Raw genomic sequence first — 14340 nt, 5'->3', positions numbered from 1 at the left:
GACGCGATGCCCGGCTGGTTCCAGCCGATCGCCGAATACCAGCCCTTCACCCCCGCCATCGAAACCCTGCGCGGCCTGCTCCTCGGCACCGAGATCGGCAACAACGCCTGGCTCGCGATCGCCTGGTGCCTGGGCCTCGCCGTCCTCGGCTACCTCTGGGCAACCTCGAAATTCAACAGCGACCCCAAGTAACCCCCATGACCACGCGGACCACCCCCCCACAACCCCACCACCCACCCCCAGGGGCGGCGACCCCGACACCACGTCGGCACACGCCGCCCCACCACCACACCCCACCCACAACCCCCACACCCACCCAAGGACATGTCCGCCGGAACTCCAGGGGCAGGAACCCGGACGCCGGGCCGACGGCCTCATGCGTGTCCCCATGTCGACCATATGGTCTCAGGATGAAAAGCATTTTCCATTTTGAGAAGTGGGAGTGCGTGTGTGGACCGCACGGGTGCGAAACGTGATCGACTCAGCCGGTTCACGGCGATGGTCTTGCCCCACCGTGTGGCGGGGCTTACGTTCTCCTCCTGTGCACCGAATCTACGTGCGTAGAAAACACGTAGAGGCTCTCTGACGCCGCGTCGAAGGAGCAGCTCATGTCCCACGTCGTACGCGCCGCACTCGTCCAGGCGACCTGGACCGGCGACACCGAATCCATGATCGCCAAGCATGAGGAACATGCTCGCGAGGCCGCCCGCCAGGGGGCGAAGATCATCGGCTTCCAGGAGGTGTTCAACGCCCCCTACTTCTGCCAGGTGCAGGAGCCCGAGCACTACCGCTGGGCCGAGGCCGTCCCGGACGGGCCGACCGTCCGGCGCATGCAGGAGCTCGCCCGTGAGACGGGCATGGTGATCGTCGTCCCGGTCTTCGAGATCGAGCAGTCCGGCTTCTATTTCAACACCGCCGCCGTGATCGACGCCGACGGCTCGTACCTCGGCAAGTACCGCAAGCACCACATCCCCCAGGTCAAGGGGTTCTGGGAGAAGTACTACTTCAAGCCCGGCAACGCCGGCTGGCCGGTCTTCGACACCGCCGTCGGCAAGGTCGGCGTCTACATCTGCTACGACCGGCACTTCCCGGAGGGCTGGCGACAACTCGGACTCAACGGCGCCCAGTTGGTGTACAACCCGTCCGCGACCTCGCGCGGCCTCTCCAGCTATCTCTGGCAGCTGGAACAGCCCGCATCCGCCGTCGCCAACGAGTACTTCGTCGCCGCGATCAACCGTGTCGGCCAGGAGGAGTACGGCGACAACGACTTCTACGGCACCAGCTACTTCGTCGATCCGCGCGGCCAGTTCGTCGGGGATGTGGCGAGCGACAAGGAAGAGGAACTCCTCGTCCGGGACCTCGACTTCGGGCTCATCGAAGAGGTGCGTCAGCAGTGGGCGTTCTACCGGGACCGCCGCCCGGACGCGTACGAAGGACTGGTGGAGCCGTGAGCAGTCTCCACCAGCGTCACCTCGCCGTCAGCCCCGACTGGCTCGCCCTCTACTACCGGCACCCGCTGGAGATCACCCACGGGGAGGGCCGTCACGTCTGGGACTCGGACGGCAGGCGCTACCTCGATTTCTTCGGCGGCATCCTCACCACGATGACCGCCCACGCCCTGCCCGAAGTGACGAAGGCGGTCACCGAGCAGGCCGGCCGGATCATCCATTCGTCGACGCTCTACCTCAACCGGCCGATGGTCGACCTGGCCGAGCGCATCGCCACGCTCTCCGGCATCCCCGACGCCCGAGTGTTCTTCACGACCTCGGGTACCGAGGCCAACGACACGGCTCTGCTGCTGGCCACCACGTACCGCGGGTCGAACCAGATCCTCGCGATGCGCAACAGCTACCACGGCAGGTCGTTCTCGACCGTCGGCATCACCGGCAACCGCTCCTGGTCGCCGACGAGTCTGTCCCCACTGCAGACGCTGTACATCCACGGCGGGGTCCGCGGCCGTGGCCCGTACGCGGAGCTCAGCGACGCACAGTTCATCAAGGCGTGCGTGGCCGATCTGGAGGATCTGCTCGGTCACACCCGCGGCGCGGCCGCGCTGATCGCGGAGCCCATTCAGGGCGTCGGCGGGTTCACCTCGCCGCCGGACGGTCTGTTCGCGGCGTTCCGGGAGGTGCTGAACCGGCACGGCATTCTGTGGATCTCCGACGAGGTGCAGACCGGCTGGGGCCGCACCGGTGAACACTTCTGGGGCTGGCAGGCGCACGGCCGAAGCGGCCCGCCGGACATCCTCACCTTCGCCAAGGGCATCGGCAACGGCATGTCGATCGGTGGCGTGGTCGCCCGCGCCGAGGTCATGAACTGCCTGGACGCGAACTCCATTTCGACCTTCGGCGGCTCCCCGGTCACCATGGCGGCGGGCCTCGCCAACCTCTCGTACCTCCTGGAGCACGACCTCCAGGGCAACGCCCGGCGCGTGGGTGGGCTGCTCATCGAGCGGCTGCGGGCGGTCGGCGCAGGCTCGGAGCGCGTACGGGAGGTGCGCGGCCGGGGCCTGATGATCGGCATCGAGTTGGTGAAGCCGGGCACCGACGAGGCCGATCCGGACGCGGCGGCCGCCGTGCTCGAAGCAGCCCGGGAGGGCGGCCTGCTCATCGGCAAGGGCGGTGGTCACAACACCAGCGTGCTGCGGATCGCCCCGCCGATGTCGCTGTCCATCGCCGAGGCGGAGGAAGGTGCGGCGATCCTCGCCGACGCGCTGCGGGAAGTGGACTGAGGCGCGGGGCGAAGCCCGCAGGCCGGCCCCGCCCGGCCGCGGGGGCCGCCCCCGTCCCGCCCGCCCCCGTCCCGCCCGCCTCCGGGTTCCGTCCCCGGACGCGGCCCGGCCGCGCGACGGGGGTGCGCTTTGGGCCGACGGTGTACGCCATGTCCGGACACGGAAACGTCTTCAGCGGTGGACCGCAGTGGTATTGCCACAGTGGGTAACCCACTTCTACGTTCTTCAACACGCACTTTGTCTACGTGCGTAGACCCATTCCGCACACCGAGGAGGGGTACATGAGTCGCACCGTCATCCACGGCGGCCTCGTCGTCACCGCGTCCGACGAACTCCACGCCGACGTACTCATCGAGGGCGGCCGCATCGCCGCACTGGCCGCGCACGGCACCGACGCGGCCGCGGGCTGGACCGCCGACCGGACCATCGACGCCACCGGCAAGTACGTCATTCCAGGCGGTGTCGACGCACACACCCACATGGAGATGCCGTTCGGCGGCACCTGCGCGGCCGACACCTTCGAGACCGGGACCAGGGCGGCCGCCTGGGGCGGCACCACGACGATCGTCGACTTCGCCATCCAGAGTGTGGGGCGCGCGGTCCGCGAAGGGCTCGACGCCTGGTATGCGAAGGCCGACGGCAACTGCGCCATCGACTACGGCTTCCACATGATCCTCTCCGACGTGAACGAATCCACGCTCAGGGAGATGGATCTGCTGGTCGCGGAGGGCGTCACCTCCTTCAAGCTGTTCATGGCCTATCCCGGTGTCTTCTACAGCGACGACGGCCAGATCCTGCGCGCCATGCAACAGGCCGCGGGCAACGGTGGGCTGATCATGATGCATGCCGAGAACGGCATCGCGATCGACGTCCTCGTCGAGCAGGCGCTGGCCGCCGGCCGCACCGACCCGCGCTACCACGGCGATGTCCGCAAGGTCGCGCTGGAGGCCGAGGCCACCCACCGTGCCATCCAGCTCGCCCGGGTCGCCGGGTCCCCGCTGTACGTCGTGCACGTCTCCGCCGACGAGGCGGTCGCCGAACTGGCGGCCGCTCGGCACAAGGGTCTTCCGGTCTTCGGAGAGACCTGTCCGCAGTACCTCTTCCTCTCCACCGACAACCTCGCCGAGCCGGACTTCGAAGGCGCGAAGTACGTCTGTTCCACCCCGCTGCGGCCCAGGGAGCACCAGGAGGCGCTCTGGCGGGGGCTGCGGAACAACGAACTCCAGGTCGTCTCCACCGACCACTGCCCGTTCTGCTTCTCCGGCCAGAAGGAGATGGGCCGCGGCGACTTCTCGAAGATTCCCAACGGCATGCCGGGCGTGGAGAACCGGATGGACCTGCTCCATCAGGCGGTCGTGGACGGCCACATCTCCCGCCGCCGCTGGATCGAGATCGCCTGCGCCTCCCCGGCCCGGATGTTCGGCCTCTACCCGAAGAAGGGCACCATCGCCCCGGGCGCCGACGCCGACGTCGTCATCTACGACCCGCAGGCCCAGCAGACCCTCTCCGCCACGACCCATCACATGAACGTCGACTACTCGGCGTACGAGGGGCGGCGGATCACCGGGCAGGTGGAGACCGTCCTCTCGCGCGGCGAAGTCGTCATCGACCAGCGGAAGTTCACCGGCCGTGCCGGCCACGGCTGCTACACCCCGCGCGCCACCAGCCAGTATCTGGACTAGGAGTACCCGCCATGGACTTCGGACTCGTCCTCCAGACCGATCCGCCCGCCTCGGCCGTCGTCGGCCTGATGCGCCGCGCCGAACGCAACGGTTTCCGCTACGGCTGGACCTTCGACTCGGCGGTGCTCTGGCAGGAGCCGTTCGTCATCTACAGCCGGATCCTCGAACACACCGAACGCCTGGTCGTCGGCCCCATGGTCACCAACCCGGGCACCCGCACCTGGGAGGTCACCGCCTCCACCTTCGCCACTCTCAACGACATGTACGGCAACCGCACCGTCTGCGGCATCGGCCGCGGGGACTCGGCGATGCGAGTCGCCGGACGGAAGCCCAACACCCTGGCCCGCCTCGGCGAGGCCATCGACGTCATCCGCGACCTCGCCGAGGGCCGGGAGGCGGCCGTCGACGGGCAGCAGGTGCGGATCCCCTGGGTGAAGGACGGCAGACTGCCCGTCTGGATGGCCGCGTACGGTCCGAAGGCGCTTGCCCTCGCCGGACAGAAGGCCGACGGTTTCATCCTGCAGCTCGCCGATCCGTTCCTCACCGAATGGATGATCAAGACGGTACGGGACGCGGCGGCACAGGCGGGCCGCGACCCGGACTCCGTGACCATCTGTGTGGCCGCGCCCGCCTACGTGGGCGACGACCTCGGCCACGCCCGCGAGCAGTGCCGCTGGTTCGGCGGCATGGTCGGCAACCACGTCGCGGACCTGGTGTCCCGGTACGGCGAACACTCCGGTCTGGTCCCCGAGGCCCTGACCGAGTACATCGCGGGGCGGTCTGGATACGACTACAGCCACCACGGCCGTGCCGGGAACCCCGACACCACGTTCGTCCCCGACGAGATCGTCGACCGGTTCTGCCTGCTGGGTCCCGCCGAGGCGCACATCGAGAAGCTCCAGATCCTGCGCGATCTGGGCGTCGACCAGTTCGCGGTCTACAACATGCACGATGCGCGGGAGGCGACGATCGACGCCTACGGCGCCCGGATCATCCCCGCCCTGTCCGCCTGAGCCGCGTCCCGGCGCCCGCCGCGCGCCCGCCCTTCCTCGCACCGGCGGGCCGCTCCCTTTCCACGTGCGCGAATTGACGCTTCGTCAGGCCTGGTCGGTCGGGCGGATGAAGATCTCGTTGACCGTCACATGGGAGGGGGCGGTCACCGCATAGCGCACTGCCTCGGCGATATCGGTGCTGTGCAACTGGCGGATCTTGCTCACCCGCTCCTCGATGGCGGCCTTCGACGGGGCATGGGTGATGTGTTCGCGCAGCTCGGTGGCGACCGTCCCCGGCTCGATGACGACCACCCGCATGCCGCGCTCGGTGACCTCCTGGCGCAGGCCCTCGCTGAACCCGTTCACGGCGAACTTGCTGGCGTTGTAGACCGCGCTGCCCCGGCCCACCACACGAGCCGCGATCGAGGAGATCTGCACGACCGTCCCGCCGCTCCTCAGGAGGTGGGGGAGGGCGGCATGGGTCATGTACATCAGCCCCATGACATTGATGTCCATCATGCGGATCCAGTCCGTCGTGTCGGCACCCTCGACGGGACCGAGGAGCATGACTCCGGCGCTGTTGACCAGCACGTCGAGCCCGCCCAGGGTCTCGACGGTCGAGCGCACGGCGTCGTGGACCGCCGTCTCGTCCCTGACGTCCAGAGGCAGGACGTGCACGTCGGCGCCGAGCGCCTCCAGCTCCGCCCGCAGTGCTTCGAGCCGGTCCGCGCGGCGTGCCGCGATGGCGACCGAGGCGCCCTCGGCGGCCAGCACACGCGCGGTGGCCTCACCGATACCCGAGCTGGCACCGGTGACGAGAGCGACTTTTCCCTGCAGTGCTGAGGGCATGATTCTCCCCTGGTTTCGGGCACGCGGTGCGGGCGGGTGCCGCGGAAGCGGAATCGCCGGACGGGTGGACGCGGGGAAGCTACCAGCCGGGCCACGGCCCGGTGAATCCTTTCCGGCGCCCCGGGCTATGTGTGTTTCCGGCTGGTTATGCAGGCCGGGCCCGCAGGCGCGGACACGCCCTTCCGGGCCCGGCAGATTGTGACGGAGACATCACGTCGGCACGACCCGTGCGCAGCGATAGGTGGAAGATGACTCAGAACGATGCAGCGCTCCGTGAGGGGGAGGCGGCACCGTCGTACCCGATGCGGCGCGGCTGCCCGATCGATCCGCCGCCGCAGCTCGCCGAGTTGCGGGCCGGGCCGGCCGCGAGCCGGGTGACCATGTGGGACGGCAGCCAGGTGTGGCTCGTGACGGCCCACGGCCACGTCCGCGCCGTCCTCGGTGACCGAAGGTTCACCGCGGTCACCAGCGCCCCCGGCTTCCCGATGATGACCCGTACCTCCCAACTGGTGCGTGCGCAGCCGCACTCGGCATCGTTCATCCGCATGGACGACCCCGACCACTCACGGCTGAGGTCCATGCTCACCCGCGACTTCCTGGCTCGCAGGGCCGAGGCCATGCGTCCGGTGCTCCGGGAGATGCTCGACGGGATCCTCAAGGAACTGACGGCCGGTGGAGGGCCGGTGGATCTCGTGGCGGACGTGGCGATCCCGGTGCCGTCGCGCGTGATCGCGCTGCTTTTCGGAGTGGATGCGGGGAGCCGGGACCTCATCGAGAGCCGTAGCGCGATCCTCATCGACCGCGGATACACCCCCGACCAGGTGGCGGCAGCCCGCGACGAACTGGACGACCACCTGCGCCGGCTCGTCGAGTCACGCGTCGGCGACCCGGGAGACGACCTGGTCAGCCGCCTGGTGGTCGACCAGGTGCGGACAGGCAACCTGACCGTCGGTGAACTGGTGCCGATGTGCCGCCTGCTGCTGGTGGCCGGTCACGGAACGACGACCAGCCAGGCCGGCCTCAGTATGCTCAGCCTGGTCACCGACGAGGGTCTGGCCGCCGCGCTGCGTGCGGACGAGGGGCTGCTGCCGGACGCCGTCGAGGAGTTGCTGCGGTTCCATTCCATCGTGCAGAACGGTCTGGCACGCGCCGCCGTCGAGGACGTCCAGCTCGGGGACGTACTGATCAGGGCCGGTGAAGGCGTGGTGCTCTCCCTCTCGGCGGGCAACCGTGACGAGTCGCTCTTCGCGTCGCCCGACACCCTGGACCCGCATCGTGACGCCCGCCGCCATCTGGCCTTCGGGCATGGCATCCATCAGTGCCTGGGGCAGTGGCTCGCCAAGGTGGAGATCGAGGAGATGCTCGCGGCCGTCATGCGCTGGATGCCCGGCGCCAGGCTGGCCGTGCCGTTCGAGGAGCTCGACTTCCGGCACGAGGTGTCGAGTTACGGCCTCGGCTCCCTCCCGGTGTCCTGGTGAGCGGCGGCTTCGGCATGACGGTGACGGTCGATCCGGCCGCATGCTGCGGAACAGGCCGGTGCGCGGCGAACGCACCGGACGTCTTCGACCAGGACCCCGACACCGGAACCGTGATCCTGCTCAGCCCCCACCCGCCGGCTGAACTGCACGAAGCGGCCGCCACCTGTGCCGAGTTGTGTCCGTGCGGGGCGATCGAGGTCGTGGAGAGCTGAGCCGGCCGGGCGCGATGGGGCGCCGGCCATGCGCACCGCCATTCCCGCACAGAGTGCGGCCGCCGTCTCCGGCCGGGTCGGCCGACGAGGAGCGATGATGATCGATGTACCTGGTTCCGTGGAATCAGCTTCGGGAGCGGCCGAGTCGGCGCTCGCCCGGGACGACACCCCTCTCGGCGTACAGGCGAGGTGGGCGCTGGACCTGTTGACCGGGGTCCGGCCGGTCTCGCAGGAGACATTGGCCGGGCACTTCGTGTCCGCCTTCCTCGACAAGCATCCGCAGGGCTTCCCGGCGGTGCTCGACGCCTGGCGGGACCAGGGACCGTTCAGGCTGGCCGAGACCCGACTCGTCGCTCACAAAGGGTGGTTGACCCTGGAGGACCCGACCGGGACGCGCCACGCGCTGAGCGTGATCATCGACTCGACCGGACTGATCCGCATCCTGCAGATGCAGCCCGAGACCGTGGTGCCCGAGGTGCACAGCTGGGCGGACGTGGACGAGGCGCTGCGGATACCCGGGGTCGACAGTTCGTTCCTTGCCGCCCGCATCGAGCGGGGGCGGCGTACCGTCCTGCACGAACTGGCCGCCGAACGGCCGATGCCGACCGGTTCCGCGTACAAGCTCTACGTGATGAGAGCCCTCGTGCACGCGGTCGACCACGGTGAGCTGGGATGGGACGACGAGGTCGTGATCCGGCCCGAACTGCGCAGCCTGCCCACCGGTGACATGCAGGACCTGGCCGACGGGACCAGGGTCACGGTGCGCGAGACGGCACGCAAGATGATCGCGATGAGTGACAACACGGCAGCGGATCTGATCGCCGACCGGCTGGGCCGCGATGCGGTCGAACGGGCGGTGCGGGCCTCCGGGCACCACGACCCGTCCCTGCTCAGCCCGTTCCTGGCCAGCCGCGAGGTCTTCGAGCTCGGCTGGGGCGACCCGGTGCTCCGGAAGATCTGGACCGAGGGCGACGAGTCCGCCCGCCGGCGACTGCTGGGACAGCTGGCCCGGCCGCTGACCGTGCGCAGCTCCGACCTGGGGCCGACCGTGCACCAGCTGGGCCTCGACTGGCGGATGAGCGCCTACGACGTGTGTGAGGTCCTCACCGCACTCGCACAGGACAGCGCACGGGACGCCACCGGTACCGTCGAATCGATCCTGACCGAGTACCCCGGCATCGCGATCGACAGCGAGATCTGGGCCGGAGCGATCTTCAAGGGCGGTTCCTGCCCCGGCGTCATGATGTTCTGCTGGCTGCTGGAGGACCACGAGGGCGTGCGACACGTCCTGGTCCTGCAGCAGGCCTCCGACGAGCAGCGGCTGATCGGCGACGGTCTGCTGCTGCGTGGAATCGGCGCACGCGTCATCGATTCCGGCCTTCTCGGCGGCGCGAAGCGGACCGCCGGGTGAACGTCGGAGACCGGCTGCTCGCCGGACTGGTCGCCGTGCTGTGGGGACTGAACTTCCTCGCCGTCCGGGTCGGGCTCGACCATTTCCCGCCCTTCTTCCTCGCCGCGCTCCGCTTCCTGGTCCTCGCGGTACCCGTGGTGCTGTTCGTACCGCGTCCGCAGGTGCCGTTCCGCTGGCTGCTCGGCTACGGCCTCGGCTTCGGCGTGATGCAGTTCGGTCTGCTCTTCCTCGCCATCGACCGGGGCATGCCGTCCGGCCAGGCCTCGGTGCTCGTGCAGGCATCGGCACCGTTCACGGTGCTGCTCGGCGCTCTGCTCCTGGGGGAGCGGGTCTCGCGCCGGCAGCTGGGCGGGATCACCCTGGCGGTGCTCGGGATGGCCGTGATCGTGGTGGACCGGGCACGGACCGCCGCGCTGCTGCCGGCCGCGCTGACCGTACTGGCCGCGCTCGGCTGGGCGTTCGGCAACCTCGCCAGTCGCCGGGCCAGGCCGGACCGGCCGCTCCGCTTCGCCCTGTGGATGTCCGTGGTGCCGCCGCTGCCGCTGCTGGCCCTGTCCGCCGTGATGGAGGGGCCGGGTACCGGATGGCGGTCGTTCGGGCACGCCTTCAGCGCCGACGGCTGGCCCGGCCTGGTCGCACTCGTCTACATCGCGGTGGCCGGATCCGTGGTCGGCTCGGGGATCTGGACGGCGCTGCTGCGGCGCCACGAAGCCGGCACGGTCGCGCCGTACTCCATGCTGGTGCCGGTCGTGGGCATCGTCGCCGCCTGGCTGGCGCTCAAGGAACAGCCCACCGGCTGGTCCCTGGCCGGCGGGGCCGCGGTCGTCGTGGGTGTGCTGGCCGGAACGGGGTGGACCCCCTCGGCCGGCCGGTCACGACGGAAACCGGCCCGGGGAGGCTCCGCGCCCCTCTTGCGGGACCTCCCCGGACCGGTGCCGGATCAGACCGTCGGGCCGACCGGGCGGGTCCAGGACACCCAGCGGTCACGAGGGACGTAACCCATGGTGGCGTTGACGGCGATCATCGGGAGGTTGTCCTCGGCGTTCGCCGTCTCCACCAGCCGAACCGCGGGCTCGTGCACCCGTACCCGGGCCAGATTGGCGAGTTTGAGGAGCAGGCCGAGGCGGTGACCGCGGTGCTCGTGGTGCACGACGGTCATGCCTTGCAGCGCGTATTCCGGGTTGCTGGTGGTCTTCGAAACACTGGTGTAGCCGGCCAGCACACCGCTCGCCGTATGGATCACGCCGGTGTGATAGGCCCGCCGGCCCCGGCCGACGCGCATCTTCTCGAACTGCCGGGCATAACTCGTCGCGACCTCCTGGGCGGCCGCGTCGGCGGGACCGCCGCCGAGGGACTGTTCGAGCACCGACACCCGCACCGCGAACTCGTCCGGAGTGATGGTGTCCCAGGAGACGAGCGAGTAGCCCTCCGGTACGGCAGGCACCCCGCCGGCCAGCGGGTCGTGCCGTCCCAGGTCGAGCCACTGGTGCAGACCGGCCGGAACGGGGGCGCGGACCGCGCCCATCGCGGCGCCGAAGGCGGCCGGCCCCGTGTCCCGCGCCGGGCCGGCGGCCAGTCCCTCCACCAGGGTCGTGGTCAGTACGGAACGCCCGCGCTCGGCGGCCGACTCGACCGCATGACGGAACAGCTCCCGTCCGATGCCCTGGCGGCGCAGCGCAGGACGGACGAGGAGCTGGTCCACCCGGGCCACCGGCGCACCGTCCGGAAAGGCCAGGCGCAGCGCGCCGACGACCTGCCCGTCACGGCGCACCACCCAGTCGTCGAGTTCGGTGGCCGGTGGTGCGAAACGCAACGAGCCGGTCATGTCGGTGTGGCACGCAGGCGCGTTGCCGGGGACGTCCCCGACCGAGTCGTCCAGCAGCCTGAGCCACTGACCGACCGTCTCGTCGTCGTCCGCGGTCAGCGGAGCGAACTGCGGTACAGCGGTGGTGCGATTCATACGGTGTTCTCCCGGTCGGTGCGTTCGGTGGTGATGCCCATCGCCTGTACGTCGTAGAGGCCGAAGGCCGGATGGACATAGACGTTGGTGACCCAGGGGTTGCGGTAGTGCAGGGTCTTGTCGTGCACCAGGGGGAGGATCACGGCGTGGTCCATCACCCGGCGCTCGACGTCCCGCCACAGCCGGGCGCGCCCGGCCGGGTCGGTGGTGTGCAGACTGCGGTCGATCAGCTCGTTGACCAGCGGATCGTCGAGTTCGGAGATGTTCCAGTTGCCGCCGTTCGGTTTGATCTGGCTGCCGTCGACGAGCGGCGCGAGGAATCCGTACTCGGTGGGGAAGTCGGCGCCCCAGTCGGTGACGACGAGCCCGAGCCCGTGCCTGCGGACGGTCTCGGGCGATCCGGCGCCCAGGCTGAAGTAGCTGGCGACGTCCAGCTCCTTGACCGTCAGGCGGATGCCGACCCTGGCGACAGATTCGGCGACGGCGTCGGCCACCAGCCTGAACTTGCCCCGCTGGGTGCCGATCACCGCTTCGAAACCGTCCGCGAGTCCGGCGGCCCGGAGCTCGGCCCGTGCGGCGTCGAGGTCGCCGCGCAGGTCGGGCCCGGTCGGGTAGCGGTCGAGCTCCTGATGAGCGGGCAGCCGGGGCGGGAAGAGCGCCGTGGTGAGGTCGCCGCCGGTGACGGGACCACCGCGAGCCTGCTGGAGCAGGATCTTGTCGGCGGCGTGGTGCACCGCCCGCCGGGCATGCACATCGCCGAACGGGGGGACGTGCGGCTGGATCGAGACGAAGTGCAGGAAGCTCGTCCTCGGATTGTCGGTGCACGAGCGCAGCACGTCATCGACGGTGACCCGGTCCTGCGCGGCGTGCTGGAGGCCCCGGCCCTCCAGATTGATGTCGAACTCCCCGGCGATCAGCCGGTCGTCGAGCTCGTCGACATCGATCCCGATGGCCAGTTCCACCCGGTCGGGGAGGGCGGGCCTGACCGGGTCGCCGGCACGGTCCCAGTAGGGATTGCGCTCCAGGTGCAGGAACTCCCCGGGCCGGTGGGCGGCGATCCGGTACGGGCCGCTGCACCTGGGATCCTTCCCGTACGTGGCGCCGGTGTCCGCCCGCCGTGGCACCGGGGAGACGCAGGGCTGCGCCATCAGATGGTCGAAGTCGGAGAACGGCCGGTTCAGACGGAAGACGATCGTGCGCTCGTCCGGGGTGTGCACCGACCGGAGCGGACCTGTGCCCCGGTACGGGCCCGGGTACGGCCGCTCGGGGTCGTCCAGCAGCGGCACCAGATAGGTCGGCCCGCCGGGCAGCACGTCCTGGGCGAACACCCGCTCCACGGCATGGCGCACATCGGCCGAGGTGATCGGGGAACCGTCGTCGTAACGCAGGTTCTCCCGCAGCCGGTACGTCCAGGTCCGCCCGCCGTCGGCCACCAGGGCGGGACCGTCGGCCAGGTCCGGGACCGGGGTGAGCCCGGCGGGGCCCGGATCGGTGGGATAGGCCATGAGCGTACGGTTGAGCATCCGCTGCAGCAGCCACACCCATACGTAGTAGGTGCGCGCCGGATCGAGGGAGTCGACATCGGCCGACGTGGCCAGGCGCAGCGTCCCGCCGCGCCGCTCCGATCGGTTGACCACCGAACCCACGCCGGCGTCCCAGCCGGCGCCGGTGCGCGGGGTGTCGGAATCGGTTCCGGTGCTCATCGTGTCGTCGTCTCCTGTACGGGACGGGTACGGGGAAGGCGCAGCAGGTACGAGCGCTCCTCGCTGGCCAGACAGCCGCGGGCGAGCTTTGCCTCGACGCTGCCGATCCCGGCGTGCAGGACCGAGACACCCGCCTCGGCGGCGGCTTCGAGGACCCGGTAGTACAGGACGTCGTAGTAGAGCGGGAGCTTGCCCTGGGCGTCGTAGTCGAATCCGGCACGGTGGCCGAACCATTGCTCCTCGCCGCGGGCCGCCGAGCGCAGCACCATGCCGAACCCGATGATGCTGCCGTCCTTGCGGGCCACCGAGACCATGGCGTCGTCGCCCATCACCTCGGAGATCCATCTCAGCAGCCCCGCCGAGTGCTCCGGACTGGCCGGATTGCCGTACTTCTTCAGCAAGTTGGAGTCGAGCTCGCCGAGCCGCGGCGCCAGTTTCCCGGTCAGCGGTTCCAGCTGGACCTCGACCCCGGCCTCGGCCAGCGCCCGGCGTTCCAGGCGGACCCTCCGGCGCCGGTGTTTGCTCATCTCCTCCAGGAACTGGTCGAACCCCCCGGGCGGGATGGGCAGCCAGGCGTAGTGGGCCGAGGTGTGCGACCGGTAGCCCCGGCTCTCCAGCAGCGCGACAAGGCCGGTGTCCCGCACATCGGTGTGCGGGAAACAGACCGAGGCCGCACCCCGTTCCGAGGCGAGCTCCTCGGCCCGGGCCACCAGCGCCTCGACGTCCGAGGGCCGTGCGTCGGGGGTGGCGAGTGCCCGGGTACGGCCCAGATGGCGGCCGCCGCACACCAGGGACGGCAGCAGGGACGACGGGTCGCCCTGCGCCACCTCGGTCAGACACCCGGCGGCTTCCGGCACGCCCGCGTCCACGGCCCGGCCGAGCATCGCGTCCGGCCGGGCGAGCAGCCACGGCACCGAGTCGTCGGCCCAGGCGGTCACCAGTCCGGCGACCGGGGCGCCCTCCCGCTGCCGGACGAGAAAGTCCATGGTGGTACCGGAGTTCTGCTCCTGCACCGCCAGCCAGCGGGGTGTCTGGAAGAAGTCCTCCACGCCGGTCAGGTCGTTCCATCCCGCGGCGGAGAGCCCGGCGGCGTCCGCCACCTGTCGTACATCGGCCTGGTTCTGCACATCCCGCACAGCTGCTCCTCGGATCCGTCGTCCGTGATCAACGCGGTACGGACAGGACCGCGTCGTCTGCCTCGCCGCTGTGCCGGGGGGGCCCGGGGGGGCGGGGGGGGGGGCCGGGGCCGCCGCGGGGGCTCCGAGAGAACCCTCATGAGGGGGGGGGGGGCCGGAGTGGCGGAGGGCAGGGGGTGGGAGCGG

The 14340-nt window shown here is 70.2% G+C and carries 13 protein-coding genes; 9 read left to right on the top strand and 4 right to left on the bottom strand.

Translation table 11 applies throughout. The features are described 5' to 3' along the window. From ACFVXE_RS01580 to ACFVXE_RS01560, 5 genes are all read left to right on the top strand, one after another. The coding region (locus ACFVXE_RS01580; protein WP_389668069.1) for an ABC transporter permease at positions 1-192 on the top strand (192 nt) is incomplete at its 5' end. Positions 193-608: 416 nt separating this feature from the next. Continuing rightward, positions 609-1451, top strand: a complete 843-nt coding sequence (locus ACFVXE_RS01575) for a nitrilase-related carbon-nitrogen hydrolase (RefSeq protein WP_389668067.1) — start codon at positions 609-611, stop codon at positions 1449-1451. Continuing rightward, on the top strand, positions 1448-2731 hold the full coding sequence (locus tag ACFVXE_RS01570) for an aspartate aminotransferase family protein (RefSeq protein WP_389668065.1): 1284 nt from the start codon (positions 1448-1450) through the stop codon (positions 2729-2731). Before ACFVXE_RS01575 ends, ACFVXE_RS01570 begins: the two co-directional genes overlap by 4 nt. A gap of 281 nt (positions 2732-3012) precedes the next feature. Then, positions 3013-4413, top strand: coding sequence for a dihydropyrimidinase (hydA, locus tag ACFVXE_RS01565; RefSeq protein WP_389668063.1), 1401 nt, complete (start codon positions 3013-3015; stop codon positions 4411-4413). A gap of 11 nt (positions 4414-4424) precedes the next feature. Beyond that, positions 4425-5426 carry a TIGR03842 family LLM class F420-dependent oxidoreductase gene (locus tag ACFVXE_RS01560; RefSeq protein ID WP_389668061.1) on the top strand — a complete coding sequence of 334 codons (1002 nt, stop codon included), beginning with the start codon at positions 4425-4427 and terminating at the stop codon, positions 5424-5426. A gap of 84 nt (positions 5427-5510) precedes the next feature. On the opposite strand, the gene ACFVXE_RS01555 is transcribed toward ACFVXE_RS01560, so the two are convergent. Next, positions 5511-6254 (bottom strand): SDR family oxidoreductase, encoded by a 744-nt coding sequence (locus ACFVXE_RS01555; RefSeq protein WP_389668059.1) that lies wholly within the window; start codon positions 6252-6254, stop codon positions 5511-5513. A gap of 248 nt (positions 6255-6502) precedes the next feature. Here ACFVXE_RS01555 and ACFVXE_RS01550 point away from each other — a divergent pair, with 248 nt between their 5' ends. The 4 genes from ACFVXE_RS01550 to ACFVXE_RS01535 are packed head-to-tail and all read left to right on the top strand — an operon-like array spanning position 6503 to position 10353. Beyond that, positions 6503-7732 (top strand): cytochrome P450, encoded by a 1230-nt coding sequence (locus ACFVXE_RS01550; RefSeq protein WP_389668057.1) that lies wholly within the window; start codon positions 6503-6505, stop codon positions 7730-7732. Next, a complete protein-coding gene (locus tag ACFVXE_RS01545; RefSeq protein ID WP_389668055.1) occupies positions 7729-7944 on the top strand; it encodes a ferredoxin in 216 nt (71 codons plus the stop codon). Before ACFVXE_RS01550 ends, ACFVXE_RS01545 begins: the two co-directional genes overlap by 4 nt. 28 nt (positions 7945-7972) lie before the next feature. Then, positions 7973-9355, top strand: a complete 1383-nt coding sequence (locus ACFVXE_RS01540; RefSeq protein WP_389668053.1) for a serine hydrolase — start codon at positions 7973-7975, stop codon at positions 9353-9355. Beyond that, complete coding sequence (locus ACFVXE_RS01535; protein ID WP_389668051.1) at positions 9352-10353, top strand: EamA family transporter; 1002 nt, start codon at positions 9352-9354, stop codon at positions 10351-10353. The genes ACFVXE_RS01540 and ACFVXE_RS01535 overlap by 4 nt, the downstream gene beginning before the upstream one ends. On the opposite strand, the gene ACFVXE_RS01530 is transcribed toward ACFVXE_RS01535, so the two are convergent. Genes ACFVXE_RS01530 through ACFVXE_RS01520 form a run of 3 tightly spaced genes read right to left on the bottom strand, consistent with a single transcriptional unit; the run spans position 10296 to position 14154 of the window. Then, positions 10296-11315: a GNAT family N-acetyltransferase gene (locus tag ACFVXE_RS01530; protein WP_389668050.1), complete on the bottom strand. Its 1020-nt coding sequence runs from the start codon at positions 11313-11315 to the stop codon at positions 10296-10298. The two genes, ACFVXE_RS01535 and ACFVXE_RS01530, sit on opposite strands and share 58 nt — an antisense overlap. Beyond that, positions 11312-13018 carry an ABC transporter substrate-binding protein gene (locus ACFVXE_RS01525; RefSeq protein WP_389668049.1) on the bottom strand — a complete coding sequence of 569 codons (1707 nt, stop codon included), beginning with the start codon at positions 13016-13018 and terminating at the stop codon, positions 11312-11314. The genes ACFVXE_RS01530 and ACFVXE_RS01525 overlap by 4 nt, the downstream gene beginning before the upstream one ends. After that, positions 13015-14154 (bottom strand): GNAT family N-acetyltransferase, encoded by a 1140-nt coding sequence (locus ACFVXE_RS01520; protein ID WP_389668048.1) that lies wholly within the window; start codon positions 14152-14154, stop codon positions 13015-13017. The genes ACFVXE_RS01525 and ACFVXE_RS01520 overlap by 4 nt, the downstream gene beginning before the upstream one ends. Positions 14155-14340 lie beyond the last annotated feature (186 nt).

Source organism: Streptomyces sp. NPDC058231 (genome assembly GCF_042882275.1).
Classification (GTDB): Bacteria; Actinomycetota; Actinomycetes; order Streptomycetales; family Streptomycetaceae; genus Streptomyces.
This window is presented reverse-complemented; position numbering and strand designations above follow the sequence as displayed.

What these genes read in the sequence shown, in the direction of transcription:
- hydA (WP_389668063.1), top strand. Translation starts at nt 3,013, where the DNA reads ATGAGTCGCACCGTCATCCACGGCGGCCTCGTCGTCACCGCGTCCGAC.
- ACFVXE_RS01550 (WP_389668057.1), top strand. Translation starts at nt 6,503, where the DNA reads ATGACTCAGAACGATGCAGCGCTCCGTGAGGGGGAGGCGGCACCGTCG.
- ACFVXE_RS01530 (WP_389668050.1), bottom strand. Translation starts at nt 11,315, where the DNA reads ATGAATCGCACCACCGCTGTACCGCAGTTCGCTCCGCTGACCGCGGAC.
- ACFVXE_RS01540 (WP_389668053.1), top strand. Translation starts at nt 7,973, where the DNA reads ATGCGCACCGCCATTCCCGCACAGAGTGCGGCCGCCGTCTCCGGCCGG.
- ACFVXE_RS01575 (WP_389668067.1), top strand. Translation starts at nt 609, where the DNA reads ATGTCCCACGTCGTACGCGCCGCACTCGTCCAGGCGACCTGGACCGGC.
- ACFVXE_RS01555 (WP_389668059.1), bottom strand. Translation starts at nt 6,254, where the DNA reads ATGCCCTCAGCACTGCAGGGAAAAGTCGCTCTCGTCACCGGTGCCAGC.
- ACFVXE_RS01525 (WP_389668049.1), bottom strand. Translation starts at nt 13,018, where the DNA reads ATGAGCACCGGAACCGATTCCGACACCCCGCGCACCGGCGCCGGCTGG.
- ACFVXE_RS01560 (WP_389668061.1), top strand. Translation starts at nt 4,425, where the DNA reads ATGGACTTCGGACTCGTCCTCCAGACCGATCCGCCCGCCTCGGCCGTC.